The following is a 17527-nucleotide window of genomic DNA, read 5'->3' as shown; positions in this document are numbered from 1 at the left end:
ATATCAAAAGTTCTTTTACATCTCGCAACAAATAAGTTCCTTTGCAACCGCAAATAAAAAAACAACTAAAGAATGAAACATTTTACCATCTTCCTTGACTTCTACCGTATCATAGCGGAAATGACCGAAGAAGAGATTGTATCCACCATCGGCAGTTCCAAGTATCGGGATATGGTCGAGGAAATACGCCGCACTTTTCAAGAGCAAGGAGAAAAAGCAGCCAACGAGAAGAAGAAAGAGCTGCCATCCGTCACATTCTCAGCCAGCTACCGGGGTGGACGCTCGAGTGCGACACTCATCAGCTATCAAGGATATATCGTCGTAGATATCGACCACCTGAATCAAGAAGAGTTGACACGCATCCTGTCTCTGGCGAAAGAATGTAAACATACCCGCATCGCCTTCATCAGTCCCAAAGGAATGGGACTGAAAATCATAGTACGCGTATGCCGCCCGGACGGGACATTGCCCGAAACGATTCAGGAAATAGAAGATTTCCACAATGCCGCCTACAACAAAGTGGCTTCTTTCTATGTCCAACTTTGCCAGGTAGAGATTGACACATCCGGCCAAGATGTGGGGCGCACCTGTCTGTTCTCGCACGACCCTCATATTTACTTCAATCCCGATGCCAGTGCTTTCGTAGTGGAGCAGCCGCCCATGTTCTATAAATCGCAAAAGAAGAGGAAGAAAGCACCCGGAAAGGAAAAGCAAGGAACAACAAAAGGCACAAATCCGGTGAATGAGGAAACTGCGCTCAAGCATCACTTTGCGCACGTTTCACTAATGGTCATTTTGAATTATTATCATAACAAATCCGAAGAGTACACCACCGGAAACCGGAACAATTATCTGCATCATCTGGCGTGTACATACAACAGGCACGGAATCCCGCAGGAAGAAGCGGCAGCCTTCATCAAAAGCCAGTTCACCGACCTTCCTGCGGACGAAACGGATTCATTGGTTGATAGTGCGTACACGCACACCGAAGAGTTCAATACACGCAAACTGAACAGTACCCAAAAACGGATGCTGCAAATAGAACAGCACATCAGTGAGTGTTATGAAACCCGTTATAATGAATTGCTTCATATCATGGAGTATCGCCGAAGGGTTCCTGACACCGAACAGCCGGAACCTTTCCGCATCCTGGATGAGATGATGGAAAATAGTATCTGGATGGAGATAAACGAGCTGGGCTATGCTTGTAACGTAAAGATGATTCAGAACTTAATTTACTCTGATTTCAGCGCAAGCTACCATCCCATCCGTGAGTATTTTGATTCGTTGCCCGAATGGGACGGGACGGACTATATCCGTATCCTGGCGGACAGCGTACAGACAAGCCGCCAGAGTTTCTGGCAAGAATGCCTGGAGCGGTATTTGGTAGCCATGTGTGCAGCCGCTACCCGCGATGAGATTGTAAACCATACAGTTCTGCTGCTTTGCAGCGAGGTGCAGAATATAGGTAAGACAACTTTTATCAACAACCTGCTCCCGCCCGAACTGCGTGCTTATCTTTCCACAGGCCTGATTAACCCGAACAACAAAGATGATTTGGCTAGAGTAACCCAGGCAATGCTCATCAATCTCGATGAGTTTGAAGGTATGAGTGGACGTGACATGAGTGCGTTCAAAGACTTGGTCACCCGTAAAGTGATTAGTATCCGCCTGCCATACGCACGCCGTTCGCAGAATTTTCCACATTCCGCTTCCTTTGCAGGAACGTGCAATTATCAGGAGATACTTCACGACACAACGGGCAACCGCCGCTATCTTTGTTTTCATGCCGACTCTATCGAGTTTATAAAAATCAATTACGCGCAGCTATATGCACAGATAAAGTATCTGCTCAATAAACCGGGGTATCAATACTGGTTCACGCAGGAAGATAATGCACGGCTTGAAGAAAACAACGAGGGTTTCTTGTTTCACACGCCCGAAGAGGAACTTGTATTGACCCATATCCGCCAACCGGAACGTTTTGAAACGGTACAGTATCTCACTGTCAGCGAGATTGCCGAGTTAATCCACGAACGTACCGGTTATCAGTATTCAACCGGTTCGAAGATTCAAATTGGCAAGGTAATGGCAAAGCATAATTTTGAGTTCAAGAATGGAAGAAACGGGAGAAGATATGCTGTATATGTTATCAGTACGGAGCAGATAAAGTCGAACAGGCTATATGAATAATAAGAGGAAGTGTTTATAACATAAATGCAGAGCTGTCTTTTACAACTCTGCATTTTTTTGTTTCTATAGATTCATCGAAAATTCGATTCTACACCCCAAAGCATTCATTATCCGATAGAAAGTAGATACCTTAGGTTCAGTCTGCCCACTCTCCACTCTTGATATATAAGAGCGGTCGGAACCGATACGCCGGGCTAATTCAGCCTGACTGATTTTAGCCTTTTTCCGCGCATCCTCAATAATCTGCCCCGTGTAAAAAGCATAAGCTTTTTCTTCTGCTTCCGCACGTTCAGAGGTGCCCTGTTTGCCAAAACGCTCATCAATCAATGCACTGACATCAAAAAGTTCTTCATTTGTTTTTACTTCCATAATACTCCTTTCTTAATATCTTTGCTTTATCAATCTCCTTTTTAGGTGTCTTTTCAGACTTTTTTTGAAAACCATTGAATAATATCACAATACGTCCTTCGTCAAAACAAAAGAATATCCTTTATATGCAATTATTTTCCTTTCCATATCACAAAGGTACAAATCGTTGTTCAACTATACAACAAAACAGTCTGTTTTATATTATTTTTCATCCTATTTACCACATAAGTGTGAGGGGTGTGAGGGAGGAATTGCAACCTTTTACTCTTATATTTTATTTTTTCCTATCTATATTTTCTAATAAAATAGACACGAATGTTAGAAATCCTCCCTCACACCCCTCACACTTTCTCTTTTTCTTCTTTAAAAAGACAGCGGGAAATCCGAAAAACACAACCGTCTTTTTCAGATTTCCCGCCACGTTTTTAAAGTTAAGTTTGAAGCTATACTCCCAACACTATATTAGCATCAATATTCAATTTCCTACTTATCTCACGAGCCACCTTCAATGTCGGCTCACATTTTCCCGAAATATAGTCACTAAGACGTGAAGGACTGACTCCTATTAACTGAGATAGTGACTTTTGATTAAGTCCCATCTCGTACATACGAAGTTTCAGGACATCGACAAGTGAAGGCTCTCCCAAAGAAAAATGTTCTTCGGAATAGTCAGCAACAAGATTAGAAAGAAGTTCCAACTCTATGCTGTTAGGGTCATCCAAAGGAGTATCATCTTTCACCAACGGAAGAAGCTCCTCTACTCTTTTTACAGCCCATTCATATTGGGTTTGGTTCTCTATCTTCGTCATACTTTCAAATATTAGAACAATCTATTTTATCATATTCTTTATGAGTACCAATAAAGCGAATATATACAAACTTTACAGTAAACTTAATAACTACTACCAACCGATAATTGTTGCCTTTAATATTGAAAACATAATGCTGATTACCTACATTGTCAGCACTATTAAAAGTTTTCTTTATATCCGCGAAACAAGTCCACTCACTTCTTTTGACTATAACAGCCCATTCTTGCAAAGCGACTTTTGAATCGGGATGCTCCTCTGCATATTCTTTTAATGCCTGTTCAGTAAATATTCTCATTAGTTACTCATTTTTCATGTGACAAAGATAAAAACATAATTCTATTTTTCAAAACTTTATTCTAATATTTATAATTCAAGAACAAAAAACAATCATTATTCTTGAATATAGATAGTGCTTACATAATAGATTAAAAAAAGCTGAAAGTGGCAGAAATCCGACAATGATTATGTTTTCAGATTTCCCGCCACGTTTTCTAATCAGCTTCCGGGCCACCCCGGACTATTCAAAATTCCCTTCCGAATAATCTTTAAAATCTCCGGAACGCTCTTTCTTCTCATAAGACACCAACGTCTCCACACTAAGCACTTTCCCATTTTTAGGACTTATGACATCTATCACATTCGCCAAAGAGCGGAAAGTCTGTTCACAGTTCGCTACTCCGTCATACGTAAGACGACCGTGGTCGATAGCCGCCAGCACTACGGAAATGTACTGCTTCGGGTCACCCAGATATTCGATTGTGGCAGGCGTATGCGATTCAAGTTCCCGAACCAACAGACCGACTAATCTTTTTTTTGGTCGAACAGCTCGATTAGTTTTTCACTCTGCACATTGATTTGTGCATCTACTTCACGAAGTTCATTTTTCAATGAACAAAACAATTCATCATTACATGAATTTTCCATAAAACTATTATTTAATTGATTATAAAAAAGCCATTCCAGGAAGAATAGCAATCATTACTTACTTCCCGGAATGGTGACTAATACCTCGAAAACAAAGACTTATATTCTAACCTAATGTACTCACTTTAATTGACTTCTTTTGATTTTGCATTCCAAACTAATAAAGCAAACAATACTGAAAGTAATGCCGCACCAATCCAAAACCAATTGATATATGTAAAGTCATAAACATCTACTCCATTCTGAACGGTCTTTTGCCCTTCTATCAGTATACCGCTCATCACATCTTGCAGTCCGGCTCCGATGTAACTGGCAATGCCGACTACCCCCAAAGCGGCGCCCGATGCATTACGGGGAGCAATATCCACTGCCATTAAACCACCCAGAAAACAGATCAAGACTCCGATACCTAAGCCGAAAAGTACCATTGCCAATGCATCTATCCAAAAATGAACACCTGGAACTAAGAGAAACAGGCAGAGAGCAAACACATTCATCACCCCAAATACTAAAGCGGGAATATTACGACTGCCGGAAAAGAACCTGTCGGAAATGATACCGGAAAATACCGTGCCGATGATTCCGCAAATGGAACTGATAGATATGATGAGACTGGCATCCAATGTAGAGTATCCCTTTTGAGCTTCCAGATAAAAAACGCCCCAACTATTTACCGCATAGCGGCTGATATACATAAATGCACTTGATAAAGCCAAAATCCAAATTGCGGGATTCTTCAAAACTGCTTTTTGAGCTTTGTTGAAATCTTCCGTCTGTTTACCGGATGAAGACTGGGAATCTGCGGAGGAAGAATCTTTGTCCAACAAGAATCCCTGACTCTGTGGCGTATCACGCATGAAGACAAGCATCATCAGGAATCCCAGGATACCAATTACTCCGGCTCCAATCATTCCATATCTCCACCCCATCCAACTAACCAGCAATGCTATGGAGATAAACGTCAATGCTTCGCCCAAATTATGACTGGCAGACCAAAAACCATAGAAAGTCCCCCGCTCCTTACTGCTATACCACCGTGTCAGCGAAACGACACCGGACGCCGCCCCCATTGACTGAAACCAACCATTCAATCCCCAAAGTATGACAAATGCATAAAATGAACTGGTGAAGCCCAAATACAGGTTTATCAAAGCGGAACATACTAATCCGGTAGACATAAAACGTCGCACATTGCTACGGTCGGCAAGAAATCCATTCGTCAGCTTACCCACTGCATACACGAAGAACAGGCAGGAGCCTATGATTCCTAATTGAGTTTCGGAGAATATTCCTTCCTCTACAATCGGCTTACGCACTACATTCATACTGAGACGGCAAACATAGTAGATGCCATATCCGGTAGTGGCGGATAGAAATGTAGCCCAACGGATACGTTTAAAACGGGCAGAGTGTTCGGAATCAGTCTCTCCCCCGACTGCCGGAGGAGAGATTTTGTAGAAATTCAGCAACTTCTTTATCATAAAAGACTATTTTATTATTATTTGCAAGTCGTGAATAAGGGATTCTTAGCCGGCATCGTTGCATTAACTTCTGTACGCCAATGATGCAGTTTTTTTAAAAGTTCGTCAGTTAACACTTTATTCTGTTCTGCAAGGTTATTGCGTTCGGATATGTCTTTAGACAAATCGTACAACTCGACTGTACCGGTATCATAAAATTCAATCAATTTATAATTATTCCAACGAATGGCACCCGAAGGCCTGCCGCCCTGATTGGAATAATGAGGAAAATGCCAATAGACAGCATCCCTATCTAAATGTTCTTTTTTTCCATTCAGCAAAGGCTGAAAAGAAATTCCATCCAAATGTTGTTGTGGCTGCATCTTGCTATTTGTCATTTCTAAAATTGTAGGATAATAATCGGTAGAGGTTATTACTTCATCGCAAATAGTAGCAGGAATCGTAACTCCCGGCATACGTATAATCAGAGGTTCACGAATACCACCTTCATAAGTAAATCCTTTCCCACCCCGCAATGGGCGGTTGGAAGTTGGCGAGCCTTCAGAAGTAGCAAGACCTCCATTGTCCGAAGTAAAAATCAAAATAGTATTATCATAGAGTTTCAGGCGCTTTAACTCATTTATTATTCGCCCGATATTCTCGTCCATACTGGCGAGCATAGCAGCATATACAGCGTTGCTATGTACAAGCCTTTCATGATGAGAAGCATCTTGATAAGGTTGCATAGACTTCCATTCCGGATTCTCATCAAAAGTACGGCAAGTGTCCAAGTTCATCCGTAAAGCCTTTTCTTCAAAATATTTCACTTTATCCGGTTTCGCCAACAATGGAGTGTGCACCTGATAAAAAGGCAGATTGATAAAGAAAGGAGCATCTTTGAATTGACGTATGACACGGATACATTCATCACCCAACCGGTCCGTCAGATATTCTCCCGCCGGCCCGTCTTTCAAATAAGGATTATGATAGGGTGAAAAATATCCTCCTTTACCTGGGCCACCTTTATTACAACCTGCTATATTTATATCATATCCCTGATATTGAGGATAGGTCAATGAGTCTACCGAACAGTTCCACTTACCAATATGAGCTGTCTGATAGCCTTCCTGTTTCAATGCTTCGCCAATAGTCAATTCTTCCAAAGGCATATTTTGCACAAAATCGACCGGGAGTACCGGACAATATTCTTCAATCTGTTTTTTTCTTGAAGGAATGGAATAGCCGCCGGGAATATAATCAGTCAAATGCAGACGTGCCGGATATTTTCCCGTTTGAAAAGATGCACGTGTAGGCGAGCTTACCGGACAAGCAGCGTAAGCGTTCGCAAAACGGACACCTTCTTTAGCCAGTTGGTCTAAATTGGGTGTCTCATAAAAACGACTGCCATAACATGACAAATCCGTCCACCCCAAGTCATCCGCTAAGATGAAAATAACATTCGGACGAACTTTCTCCTTATGCTGTGATTGGCAGGATACCAGCACTGTTGAAATCAAAACTGCACCTGACAATATCGAATTTTCTTTCATGTATCGTTATTTTTTAAGTATAAAACAGGCTTTTCCGAACTATAAAGTCCGGAATAAGCCTATATTAAAAATAAATGCAAACTTACTATTAGTCGTGTAGTTTCCTGCTTCTCAAATAGTCAAGCAGATATTGAGGGCGGTCGGTTTGTATGATTCTTGCCCCAAGTGTATCGATAAGATATCCATAGCCGTCATCAGGATTCTTTAAGGACATATCATCATCATGCCCGCCAGCCATTGTATCCCAAAGGGTGTTGTACCAAATCAATGCCCGTCCGTCAAGAGACGATTTCAATTTGACAGGAAGAGGATTTGAATCCTTGACGAAAAGCAATTCAAAAGCGACCGGTCGCATATCTTTAATAAAAGTTTCAATCTGCTGTTCCGCACCATGAGTATCCAAATTGACAATAGGCATATAGATGACATCATTCAAATAATCACCAAACTGCTTTTTTACTTCTTCGGCGGATTTATTTCCTTTCATTATGATTTGTTTAGTCGTTCCCGTCTTTTTCATCAATGCATATACCTGCTCAAAGTAGCGGTCGGCTTTATCTAAATTCAACATGATTTTACCCTTAGCATGTAGTAGAGCTTCTTCAAGTGTCGGTACATTATGAATGGTACGAATTGCACAACCGTTCTTCAGTTTCAGTTTGCGTATAGAATCCAATGTAACTTCGGCTATTTTCCCTTTTCCCGTAGATGTACGGTCTAATGTGGGGTCATGCATTAGTATCAACTGTCCGTCTTTAGTACGCTGCACATCCAATTCAACAATATCCACTCCCATTTTTATTGCATTATCTATCGCCTCCAATGAATTCTCGGGGAAATTACGCCAATCTCCACGATGAGAGGCAACTATAACTGTGCTTTGTTCACGGTTCAGTAGCTTCTCACGTATCAAACTTACTCTATCCTGCGAATAAAGTTGAACTGTTGCCAGTACAGCAACTACAATTAATATGAGTTTCTTCATCTCGTTTATGTATTATTTATCTTCTTCCTATTTTCTTCAAGTATGCATCCAGCAGGAACGGGTGGTCACTAAATATTATATTAGCTCCTTTTTTCAGTAACCACCCATAACTATTCTCCGGATTGTCCATTGCCATTTCATCATCATGCCCACCGTTAAACTCTGCCCACAATGAATTGTACCAAATACGGAATCCTCTGTCCTTTATTTCCTTAGCCCGGTCTATCACAGGAAAATCATCCCTTGTGAAAGAAAGACTAATAACAGATGTCTTTATATTATCCATAAAATCATCCAGTTTCTCATCATCACCTTCTCCCTTGCAAACCAATACGGGAATATAATTTACTCCGTCCAGCAGTTTACCATAAGTTTGGGCTACATGCTTGCTATCTGTCGTTCCACGTAGAATTATTTGTTCCAAGCATCCATGTTTTTTCGCAACCTCTATAACTTTTTCTTTAATGGGCTGCCATTTGTCTACCTGAATTAAAATTTTACCTTTAGCCAGTTCCAGCACTTCATCGAAAGTAGGTATTCTTTGGCGTGTAATCACCCCGATAGGACTTTTTAATTTTAAATCTTTCAATTCCGCCCAAGTATAGTCAGACACTTTACCGGTTCCTGTCGTTGTACGGTCTATCGTCTGGTCATGCATCATGACTATGATGCTGTCTTTTGTCATTTGTACATCAATCTCAATACCGTCAAATCCGGCATCAATACAGCTCTTATACGCTTGAAGTGAGTTTTCCGGAGCATTCCGCCAATCACCACGATGAGCAAAAATCATCACATAATCAGATTTACCGCTGTCTTTCAAAGTATTCAAAAGAAAATCCAACCGATTTTGAGCATGAGTGGAGAAAACTCCACTCATAAAAAGCATAAATGTTATAATGGTTAAATATTTAGTATTCATGATGCACATTTCTTATTTTATATCCCACCAAACACGCGTAGTTATCTTATCTTCACCACCGAGTAATTTTAATCCATTCTGATATTCTGCTTTATTTTTAGTGATTTCATCCTCCGGATATAAATAACGGGCCGGAAGTTGATTCACTCCTACTGTTTCATCATCTGTATGTATGCGGTCGTAAAGATGCGGACGACCGGTACGGCGTATATCAGCATACATCTCTACCGAATTGTAAGGGAACAGAGCCAACCATTTCTGTAACGCAATCTGTTCTAGCTGTTCGGACTCATCGGCAGATAATTTAACGGGTAACTGATTCATTGCCGGAGTGTTAAAATGACCTCCCGGAGCCATCGGCAATTTTTCGGAAGTTGTGTAAGCCGTAATAGCTGCATCCGGGATTCCCCATGTTTTCATGGCACATTCAATACCTTTCTTATACAATGTTTCAACAGTTCCACCCATATTCCATCCTTTAATCACTCCTTCCGCTCTCAAGAAATAACTTTCAGCCGCATTCATTACCATTAGTGGCTCTGTATTTTTAGAATCGGAATCAGAAAAACGCGAACCCAACAAGGATAATGTATTTTTCGCATGTTCTGCAAGTCCCATTTCAATAGAATTCATGCCATTGCGCGCACCTCTATAATTGCTATTATATGTCTCGTCAACAGGCTTATTGAAGAATACAGGCAAACGCGGGTCATCGTAACCCACCAATATACTTTGCATTGCCTCACTCATGTAAGTTTCTCCCCAAGCGGAAAGCCAACCATAAGGAGTAGTTGATGAGGGAGTAGCAATGAGGAAAGCATCATCACCGGCAGTTTCCATAACTCCGGCCGCTACTGCTTCTTCTGCATATTTTGTAGCGTCTGCAAAGTTTACATCCGAAATTCTCATGGCTAAACGTAATTTCAACGAGTTAGCGAACCGATACCATTTTTCTACACTTCCACTATATATTTGGTCGTCTGTGCCAAATGCATTAGCAGTTCTATTTTGAGCCAATACCGCAATAGCTGTATTCAAATCCGTAAACATCTGTTTATAAACATCCTCCTGTGAATCATATTTCACGCTTACTTGGGCATTATTTGCATCAGAATAAGGCATCGGTCCATATAAATCGGCTACACGATGAGATATTTGCACTTTCCAAACTAAAGCAACCGCGTGTGCCACCGGCAATGTGCTTTCAGTCATTTCAAGTACGGTTTCTAATTGCGGAAGTGCTTTCAAATAGTAAGTAGCCCATGCTCTTCTCGAGAACTTATCAGGAGCGGCAAACCTATCCGACTGAAAAGACGGGGTTACATTCGTAAAATACTGAACATACAAATTGGACATTACCGAACTTACCAGTTCAAACTCGTAACGGTCAACATACATTCCCCAATATTGCGAATATGCGAAAGCTGCACCAACGTGTGCCATCCCAAGCTCCGGAAGTTTCGTGTCATCTTTATTCAAATCCTCGAAATCAGAGCATCCCCATAAAGTTACCACGGTCAGTAACAACAGATATAGATAGTTTATTTTCTTCATAATTCTAAAGTTTATTCATTAAAAAGATACGTTCAAATTAATACCGAATGAGCGGGTGGAAGGCAAAGCAAAAGCTTCCAACGCCTGATTATTTCCTGTACCTACCGTCATTTCCGGATCAAAGATTCCTGCTTTATTTTGTAGGTAACAAAGATTCTTACCATAGATTCCTAAGGATAATCCTGTGAAAGGCAATTTGCCTAATACTGATTTCGGGAAAGAATAGGAAAGTGAGATTTCTTTCAGACGAATGAAGGATGCATCATATACAAATACTTCACCCACCGGATTGTTACGTCCTCCTAAAGTAGTCCACACAGCTTCCGCATTGACTTCTTTCGAATTCTTCTCTCCACTATCCAACACTCCGGGAAATACAATACCGCCTTCACGTCCGGCCAATGTACGGGCAGTAGAACCATACCCACTTAATACTGCGTCTGTGAAAGATACAATCTTACCTCCTTGTTTAGTATCTATCAAAACATTCAATGATAAATTCTTATATCTGAATGTATTTGACCAGCCGCCTGTCCAGTCCGGATTTGCATTACCGACTTTCACTGTTTTCTTAGAGGTCAATTTAGGTAGTCCGTTTGCCCCCACCAGTATTTCACCGGCATCATTACGCTGAAATCCACGCACATAAATATCACCAAAGGAACCTCCTTCTTCAGCCACCACATTTGCTATAAAATCTTCAGAGCCCAAAGTGATGGTTTTCACATCTTTTGTCAGTTCTTTTATCGTATTCGTATTCTTGCTAAAGTTGAATTGAGTAGTCCAAGAGAAGGCTTTTGTTTCTATCGGAGTACCGTATAGCTTGATTTCAACACCTTTATTCTGTACCTTACCTGCATTTATAAAACGGTTCTGGTAACCTGAGGGCAAAGGCATAGGTATAGAAATCAACTGGTTAGTAGTGTTTGAGTTATAATAAGAAAAGTCCAGTCCCAAACGGTCACCAAAGAAGCGAACATCGACACCCATTTCAAACGAATCTGTTTTTTCCGGTTTCAAGTCTACTGCAGGCAATTTACTTGATTGGTATACATATCCATTATTTCCTCCTGCGATATACGAATAGGTCTGATTGACAATAAAGGGGTCTGTATCATTACCCACTTGCGCATAAGAAGCTCTCACCTTTGCAAAATTAAACCATTCGGGCATCTTGATTATATCACTCAATACAGCCGACAAACCTACCGATGGATAGAAATAAGAGAAGCTTGATTTTGGCAGAGTAGACGACCAGTCATTACGACCTGTCACATCCAAAGTAAGGAATCCTTTATATGTTACTTGTGCAAAGCCATAAAAAGAGTTCAGCTTACGACGGAACAAAGAATTGTCTCCTACCAGGTTCTTTGCGTTGGATTGTGAGAATAAGTTTTCTGCCAGTAATTCTGTATTTGAATAGCTGCTTCCTTTCCTGTTTTGATAGAAAGTACTTCCACCAAAGTTTACGTCAAAAGTCCAATCCTCACTCAAGGTTTTGGCATAAGTCAGCAAGAAGTCATTGTTCCATTCAAAAGAATCATAAGAATCTAATATATAGTTACCATTCGGCGCTCTTTGATAAGTATCATTATATAATTTGAATTCACCCGAATCGTGATAATAATCTACACTGGAACGCAACATCAAGCTCAATCCTTCAAGTATAGTCCATTTTACAGATCCCATTGCCAATATTTTATTACGTTCGTCTGACCGTACATTGCGATTAACAACCCAATATGGATTCTGAGAAAGGTCTGCGCCACCTGGCAGCCAATGATGTTGTAATGTCTTTATCGTACCTCCTGTACTTACATATTCGTATGTTTTAGCATCATCCAACACGATATTTCTCGGCATGGTATAAATCTGGCGTACAGGGTTGAAAATATTCTCCCCCGTCCAGGGTTTACCTTTTACCTTTTGGTTCATATAGTTTATTTTTGCATCTATTTCTACACTCTTACTTAGTTTTGAATTCAAACGTAAAGAAGCGGAAGCGCGATTCAACCGGTTCTGAGGAACAATTCCCGTCGCATAATCATGGTTCAGAGAAAAACGGGCTTGTGTCTTTTCTGTCCCGGTAGACACCCCAACAGAATTAGACCAATTGATACCTGTATTAAAGAAATCTCTTACATTATTGGGTTGGGGAGTTAAAGCGTACTCCTTATTTCCGGCATAATTAGGATTGTTAGACCAATGTTCGACCATCTGGCCTTCCATCTTAGGACCAAAATTATATAAAGTGTTTTTATTATATTGTCCTCCTGAACCTTGCGCATATTCATCTTGCAGGTCTAACATTATATTGGGAGAATCTATTGAGAAAGAAGATGAATAGGTGACGCCTAACCCTTGTCCGACAGTTCCTTTCTTGGTAGTTATGATAATTACACCATTACTGGCGCGTGAACCATACAAAGCTGCCGCAGATGCTCCTTTCAGAACATTAATAGATTCGATATCAGCCGGATTGATAGAAGAGATACCGTCTCCTGAATCAAATCCGCCCGTTAATGCCTTACCATCCGAACCTTGTGAACGAGTGGTGGAAGACGTATTGTCAATAGGTACGCCATCGACAACAATCAAAGCCTGATTGTTACCACTAATAGAACGGTTTCCACGCAATGAAATCTTTGAAGAACCTCCTAAACCGGAAGATACTTTACTAATATCCAAACCTGCTACTTTACCGGAAAGAGAATTGACAACGTTCAAATCACGTACCTGCTCCAGTTCTTTTCCGGCAACAGCCTGTGTGGCATAAGATAAGTTTTTCTCTTTACGGGAAATACCGAGTGCCGTAACAACTACTTCATCCAACACTTTACTGTCCTCTTTTAGTATAATTTGAGCTAAATCTTTACTGTTTGAAGCACTAAGCTCTACCGGCTGATAACCAATATATGAAATAGATATCATCGCATCCCCTGGTACATCATCTAGTTTGTACTTTCCATCGAAATCAGTTATTGTCCCCATAGTAGTTCCTTTCACCAAGACACTAGCCCCAATAATAGGTTCGCCTTTTTCATCGGCTATCGTTCCCATTACTTTTCTAGTAGTTTGCTTCTCCTGAGATTTACGAATCAAAACAATTACGTTTTCTTTTTCTTTTTTGTAAGTCAAGTCCATTCCGGTCAGAAGTTTGTTCATAACCTGTTCAATAGTTACATTCTGCACATCCAACGAAACTTTCTGATTTAATTCAGGAAGATTCTCATTGTAGAAAAATTTGTAACTGCTTACCTGCTCAATCTTCTTTAAGGATGCTCTTAAAGAAAGGTCCTTCACATTTACCGTAACTTGAGAGTAAGCGGTAAAAGAAATACTTAAAAACAAGACTAGACAGATAGCCCGTAATGTTCTCCAGTTCTTACTTCTCCCTTCCAACGTTCCAGGGAGTGCTTCAAAGGTTGTTCCGTTTTTCATATATCAAAACTTTTAAGTTGTTTGATAAGTATACAGACTGTTATATCCGCTCGTCCAATCGCCTATCGTACTTTAACTCTCGTTAACTTATTTGATTCAGAGAATAAAAAAGCCATTCCAAAGAAGTGGGCTCCGGAATGGCTCTATTCTATATTGTACTCAATGAACGATTAAACTACTTTATATTCACCAATATTACGTTCTTCAGCATTGAAGGAGACACCGACTTTTACTAACTCACGCCCATCCGTCCGGTAAGGTAACAAATATCCTTTTTCATCTATTTGCCTCAGAGCTTCGTCTACCGTTCCTTCCAACTTAAACTCAAAAACATAAATGCGGTCTTTTGTTTTCACCACAGCATCGGCACGACCTTTTGCGCTACGGACTTCTGCATCTACATATTGTCCCATCAACTTAAAGACGAGATAAAAGATAACCTGATAATGACGTTCGGTCTTTGTATTCAATTCATAGGGAATGTCGGCAAAGAAAGATTTCATACGTTCCATAAAAGCATGAACGTCGCCCGACTGAAGTTCGCGGACAAACTTAACAGCATTAAAATCTGTTTCATCGGAAGAGATGGGGGTGTAATAGGGTATCAAGAATTTAAGGAAACCATATTTCACTTCGTCATTCGGAAAACCTAGCGTATATAGGTTCAATGATTTATCAAAGTTTTTAATGGTCAGATAACCACTTTGGTAAATCATCGGAAGAGGATTCTTCGTCTCTGCACGGTATTCGGCAAACCCGGAGCTTCCTACTTCCAAGCCATCTATCAGCAAACGTAAATCATAATCACTTTGTTTCAGCAAGTCTACAAGATAGGTAGGAGTACCGGTCTGAAACCAATAATTATCAAACATTAATCCATCAAATACATTGAGTACACTGAAGGGATTAAATAGTCCTTCTTCGCTGTATGTAAAGTGATAGCCATCGTACATCGCTGTCATTTTATCGACTGTATCTTCAAAGGACATCTCCTGCACTTCTGCCAACCGCTCCAACTCGGGAGTAAATGTGGATACTAATTCTTTTTTAGTAATACCACAGATATTGGCGTATGGAATCTTCATGCTAATATCATTCAGTTGATTCAAATCACTGAACACACTTACTTGGGCAAATTTAGTGACTCCTGTCAAGAATATAAACCGGAGATAGCGGTCGGAACTTTTCAGCACACCATAAAAGGCTTTCAGAATACGACGGTATTCATCCAACAGGTTCTCGTCCAAAAGGGCTTGCAGTAAGGGTTTATCATACTCGTCAACCAATACCACAACTCCTTTTCCTGTTTTCAGGCAGGCCTGCTCAATGACATAACTAAAACGTTCTTCAGGACTACGGTCTTTCTTCTCATCACCATAGACGGCTTCCCATTTCTCCAAATATTGGTTTAGCATGGCAACCAAATCTGCTGCCGTCTCATATTTCTTCGCATTCAAATCAAGATGCAGAACCGGATATTGCTCCCACTTTGTCTCTAACTTTTCAATTGCCAAGCCTTCAAAAAGGTCTTTACGACCTTGAAAATAGGCTTCAAAAGTAGAAATTAGCAGACTTTTGCCAAAACGACAGGGACGACTAAGGAAATAAGGCTTTCCCGTATTTATTATTTGCCACAAAATAGCCGTTTTATCTACATAAAGGAAACCGCCCTTACGTATATTTTCAAACGTCTGTATCCCTATCGGCAATTTACGTTCTAATGTATTCATTGCATCTTCAAATTAGTGTACCACAAATATAGACGTTATTCGATGAATAAACAAAGATACTCTATGAAAGTTCCACTTATTTCTCCTTCAAGACAATCACCGAACCGTCCATTTCATAATAGAAAGGTGAAGTAAGCATCAGGATATTCAAAGCGTTCTGTATGCCACCACCCGGAATGGTTCCCGTAAAGTATTCTTTTGGCAGTTTACTGGAATCGAAGCGGATTTCTACGTCATAAATGCGTGAAAGGGTTTTCATTATATTTTCCAAAGATTCTTTCTCGAAATAAATGTTTCCTTTCGTCCATTCGATGTAGTCATCCGGGTGCACCTGGGCGGTTGTTATCTTATGAGTGGCTTTATTATATTCTATTTTATCGCCGGGCTTCATGATATGCGACGTTTTCTGCGCATAGACTCCCACTTTTCCTTCCAAAAGAACGACTGTCACGTCTTTGGCGTCTTCATAGGCGGATACATTGAAAGAAGTGCCGAGTACTTTCACTTCCAAATCACCGACTTGCACAATAAAGGCGCGCTTTTCATCATGGGCTACTTTGAAATAGGCTTCGCCATTCAGTTGTACACGACGGACTTTTTCTCCGAAATTATTCAGGTAGCTTAATTGTGAAGCGGAGTTTAGCACGACATTCGTTCCGTCCGGCAATTCAATGGTTGCTTTGTCTCCTTTATCGGCTTTTACTATAAAGGGAGCTCCCGCTGTTTGAGAAGAATCTATAAGATAGTAGGTAAAGAAGGCGACACAGATAGGCAGAAGGATGGCGGCAGCCCATTTCCACGGATTCATGCGAATGACCTTTCGTTTCTCCTCCCCTTGTGTCTCTTCTTTGATTCGGGCAAATAGTTTGTCACGCAGTATCGGATTAATGTCGGCATCCGATTTGGAAAACTCCTCTTCCCACCAGCTTTGTAAGCGGCGGTCGTTCTTTATCCAATCGGATAGCTCTTTAATCTCATTATCCGTTATATTTCCTTCGAAATACTTATCAATCAGCTCTTTATAATATATTTTATCCATCTTCTTACTTATTTATAGGTATACATTTTCATCCTATCTACTATCCAAAAATGTGTATTACAATTACATTTCATTAACAAAGAAGGCGAACAGAAGCGCAATTACCTTATCGTAATGCTTCATCAACTGTTCACGCATAAACTTCACAGCCAAAGATAATTGTGTGGCGACCGTGCTTTCGGAAATCCCCATCATCTCGGCTATTTCCTTATTCGTATAGTTCTGACGCTTGCTCAGGATAAAGATTTTCTTGCGTTGAGCCGGCAGTTCCTCTGCCAAAGAGTCGATATATTCGTTCAAGAAACGCAGGTCAATATTATCTTCTGTCTGCGAGTCACGGTCTACCCCACTCTTCATCAGATATTCATTGTAAACATATTCAATGGTCTGACGCTGATACATATTCATCAGTAAGTTTTTGGCTATCGTACAGAGAAAAGATATGAATGAAGCATCGGGATCTACTTTCGCACGCACTTCCCATATACGAATGAAAGTGGATTGCACCACTTCTTCAGCCATATATTGATTGCCGGAAGAAAGCCGCA

Annotated in this window: 15 protein-coding genes and 1 pseudogene; 1 reads left to right on the top strand and 15 read right to left on the bottom strand. The window is 40.6% G+C overall.

What is annotated here, in order from left to right; translation table 11 throughout:
• Positions 1-72: 72 nt before the first annotated feature.
• Entirely contained in the window at positions 73-2193 is a 2121-nt protein-coding gene (locus RDN93_RS03870; protein WP_308744254.1) for a BT4734/BF3469 family protein, read from the top strand.
• 63 nt (positions 2194-2256) lie between these two features.
• Here the strand turns inward: RDN93_RS03870 and RDN93_RS03865 are convergent, their stop codons facing one another.
• The 15 genes and pseudogenes from RDN93_RS03865 to RDN93_RS03795 all read right to left on the bottom strand — a co-directional run.
• The gene (locus tag RDN93_RS03865) at positions 2257-2562 is read right to left on the bottom strand and encodes a helix-turn-helix transcriptional regulator (protein WP_308744253.1); all 306 of its coding nucleotides are present in this window, start codon (positions 2560-2562) and stop codon (positions 2257-2259) included.
• Positions 2543-2683: pseudogene (locus RDN93_RS03860) on the bottom strand (type II toxin-antitoxin system RelE/ParE family toxin); the annotation flags it as partial. The pseudogene RDN93_RS03860 and the gene RDN93_RS03865, both read right to left, overlap by 20 nt.
• A gap of 322 nt (positions 2684-3005) precedes the next feature.
• Positions 3006-3371 (bottom strand): type II toxin-antitoxin system HigA family antitoxin, encoded by a 366-nt coding sequence (locus RDN93_RS03855; RefSeq protein ID WP_073348210.1) that lies wholly within the window; start codon positions 3369-3371, stop codon positions 3006-3008.
• A gap of 4 nt (positions 3372-3375) precedes the next feature.
• Positions 3376-3669, bottom strand: a complete 294-nt coding sequence (locus RDN93_RS03850) for a type II toxin-antitoxin system HigB family toxin (protein ID WP_308744252.1) — start codon at positions 3667-3669, stop codon at positions 3376-3378.
• Positions 3670-3891: 222 nt separating this feature from the next.
• Positions 3892-4167, bottom strand: a complete 276-nt coding sequence (locus RDN93_RS03845) for a hypothetical protein (protein WP_308744251.1) — start codon at positions 4165-4167, stop codon at positions 3892-3894.
• Positions 4168-4175: 8 nt separating this feature from the next.
• Positions 4176-4298 (bottom strand): hypothetical protein, encoded by a 123-nt coding sequence (locus tag RDN93_RS03840; protein WP_256380237.1) that lies wholly within the window; start codon positions 4296-4298, stop codon positions 4176-4178.
• 125 nt (positions 4299-4423) lie between these two features.
• Complete coding sequence (locus tag RDN93_RS03835) at positions 4424-5779, bottom strand: MFS transporter (RefSeq protein WP_308744250.1); 1356 nt, start codon at positions 5777-5779, stop codon at positions 4424-4426.
• Positions 5780-5796: 17 nt separating this feature from the next.
• The gene (locus tag RDN93_RS03830) at positions 5797-7308 is read right to left on the bottom strand and encodes a sulfatase (protein WP_308744249.1); all 1512 of its coding nucleotides are present in this window, start codon (positions 7306-7308) and stop codon (positions 5797-5799) included.
• Positions 7309-7396: 88 nt separating this feature from the next.
• On the bottom strand, positions 7397-8293 hold the full coding sequence (locus RDN93_RS03825; protein ID WP_308744248.1) for a glycerophosphodiester phosphodiesterase family protein: 897 nt from the start codon (positions 8291-8293) through the stop codon (positions 7397-7399).
• A 16-nt stretch (positions 8294-8309) separates the two neighbouring features.
• Positions 8310-9215, bottom strand: coding sequence for a glycerophosphodiester phosphodiesterase family protein (locus tag RDN93_RS03820; RefSeq protein ID WP_308744247.1), 906 nt, complete (start codon positions 9213-9215; stop codon positions 8310-8312).
• A 12-nt stretch (positions 9216-9227) separates the two neighbouring features.
• Positions 9228-10769, bottom strand: coding sequence for a SusD/RagB family nutrient-binding outer membrane lipoprotein (locus RDN93_RS03815; protein ID WP_308744246.1), 1542 nt, complete (start codon positions 10767-10769; stop codon positions 9228-9230).
• A gap of 18 nt (positions 10770-10787) precedes the next feature.
• Complete coding sequence (locus RDN93_RS03810) at positions 10788-14210, bottom strand: SusC/RagA family TonB-linked outer membrane protein (protein ID WP_308744245.1); 3423 nt, start codon at positions 14208-14210, stop codon at positions 10788-10790.
• A 170-nt stretch (positions 14211-14380) separates the two neighbouring features.
• Positions 14381-15940 carry an ATP-binding protein gene (locus tag RDN93_RS03805; RefSeq protein WP_308744244.1) on the bottom strand — a complete coding sequence of 520 codons (1560 nt, stop codon included), beginning with the start codon at positions 15938-15940 and terminating at the stop codon, positions 14381-14383.
• 76 nt (positions 15941-16016) lie between these two features.
• The gene (locus RDN93_RS03800) at positions 16017-16979 is read right to left on the bottom strand and encodes a FecR family protein (protein WP_308744243.1); all 963 of its coding nucleotides are present in this window, start codon (positions 16977-16979) and stop codon (positions 16017-16019) included.
• Between the two features lie 63 nt (positions 16980-17042).
• A partial coding sequence (locus RDN93_RS03795; RefSeq protein ID WP_308744242.1) for an RNA polymerase sigma-70 factor occupies positions 17043-17527 on the bottom strand: 485 nt, incomplete at its 5' end.

Origin of the sequence: uncultured Bacteroides sp., from assembly GCF_902491285.1 — a bacterium.
Classification (GTDB): Bacteria; Bacteroidota; Bacteroidia; order Bacteroidales; family Bacteroidaceae; genus Bacteroides.
The sequence above is the reverse complement of the archived record's forward strand: the minus strand, read 5'-3'. Positions and strand labels throughout refer to the sequence as shown.

Excerpts from the sequence above, each read along its gene's own strand:
- RDN93_RS03870 (WP_308744254.1), top strand. The coding sequence starts at position 73 with ATGAAACATTTTACCATCTTCCTTGACTTCTACCGTATCATAGCGGAA.
- RDN93_RS03800 (WP_308744243.1), bottom strand. The coding sequence starts at position 16,979 with ATGGATAAAATATATTATAAAGAGCTGATTGATAAGTATTTCGAAGGA.
- RDN93_RS03840 (WP_256380237.1), bottom strand. The coding sequence starts at position 4,298 with ATGGAAAATTCATGTAATGATGAATTGTTTTGTTCATTGAAAAATGAA.
- RDN93_RS03805 (WP_308744244.1), bottom strand. The coding sequence starts at position 15,940 with ATGAATACATTAGAACGTAAATTGCCGATAGGGATACAGACGTTTGAA.
- RDN93_RS03850 (WP_308744252.1), bottom strand. The coding sequence starts at position 3,669 with ATGAGAATATTTACTGAACAGGCATTAAAAGAATATGCAGAGGAGCAT.
- RDN93_RS03820 (WP_308744247.1), bottom strand. The coding sequence starts at position 9,215 with ATGAATACTAAATATTTAACCATTATAACATTTATGCTTTTTATGAGT.
- RDN93_RS03810 (WP_308744245.1), bottom strand. The coding sequence starts at position 14,210 with ATGAAAAACGGAACAACCTTTGAAGCACTCCCTGGAACGTTGGAAGGG.
- RDN93_RS03825 (WP_308744248.1), bottom strand. The coding sequence starts at position 8,293 with ATGAAGAAACTCATATTAATTGTAGTTGCTGTACTGGCAACAGTTCAA.
- RDN93_RS03865 (WP_308744253.1), bottom strand. The coding sequence starts at position 2,562 with ATGGAAGTAAAAACAAATGAAGAACTTTTTGATGTCAGTGCATTGATT.
- RDN93_RS03830 (WP_308744249.1), bottom strand. The coding sequence starts at position 7,308 with ATGAAAGAAAATTCGATATTGTCAGGTGCAGTTTTGATTTCAACAGTG.
- RDN93_RS03835 (WP_308744250.1), bottom strand. The coding sequence starts at position 5,779 with ATGATAAAGAAGTTGCTGAATTTCTACAAAATCTCTCCTCCGGCAGTC.
- RDN93_RS03855 (WP_073348210.1), bottom strand. The coding sequence starts at position 3,371 with ATGACGAAGATAGAGAACCAAACCCAATATGAATGGGCTGTAAAAAGA.
- RDN93_RS03815 (WP_308744246.1), bottom strand. The coding sequence starts at position 10,769 with ATGAAGAAAATAAACTATCTATATCTGTTGTTACTGACCGTGGTAACT.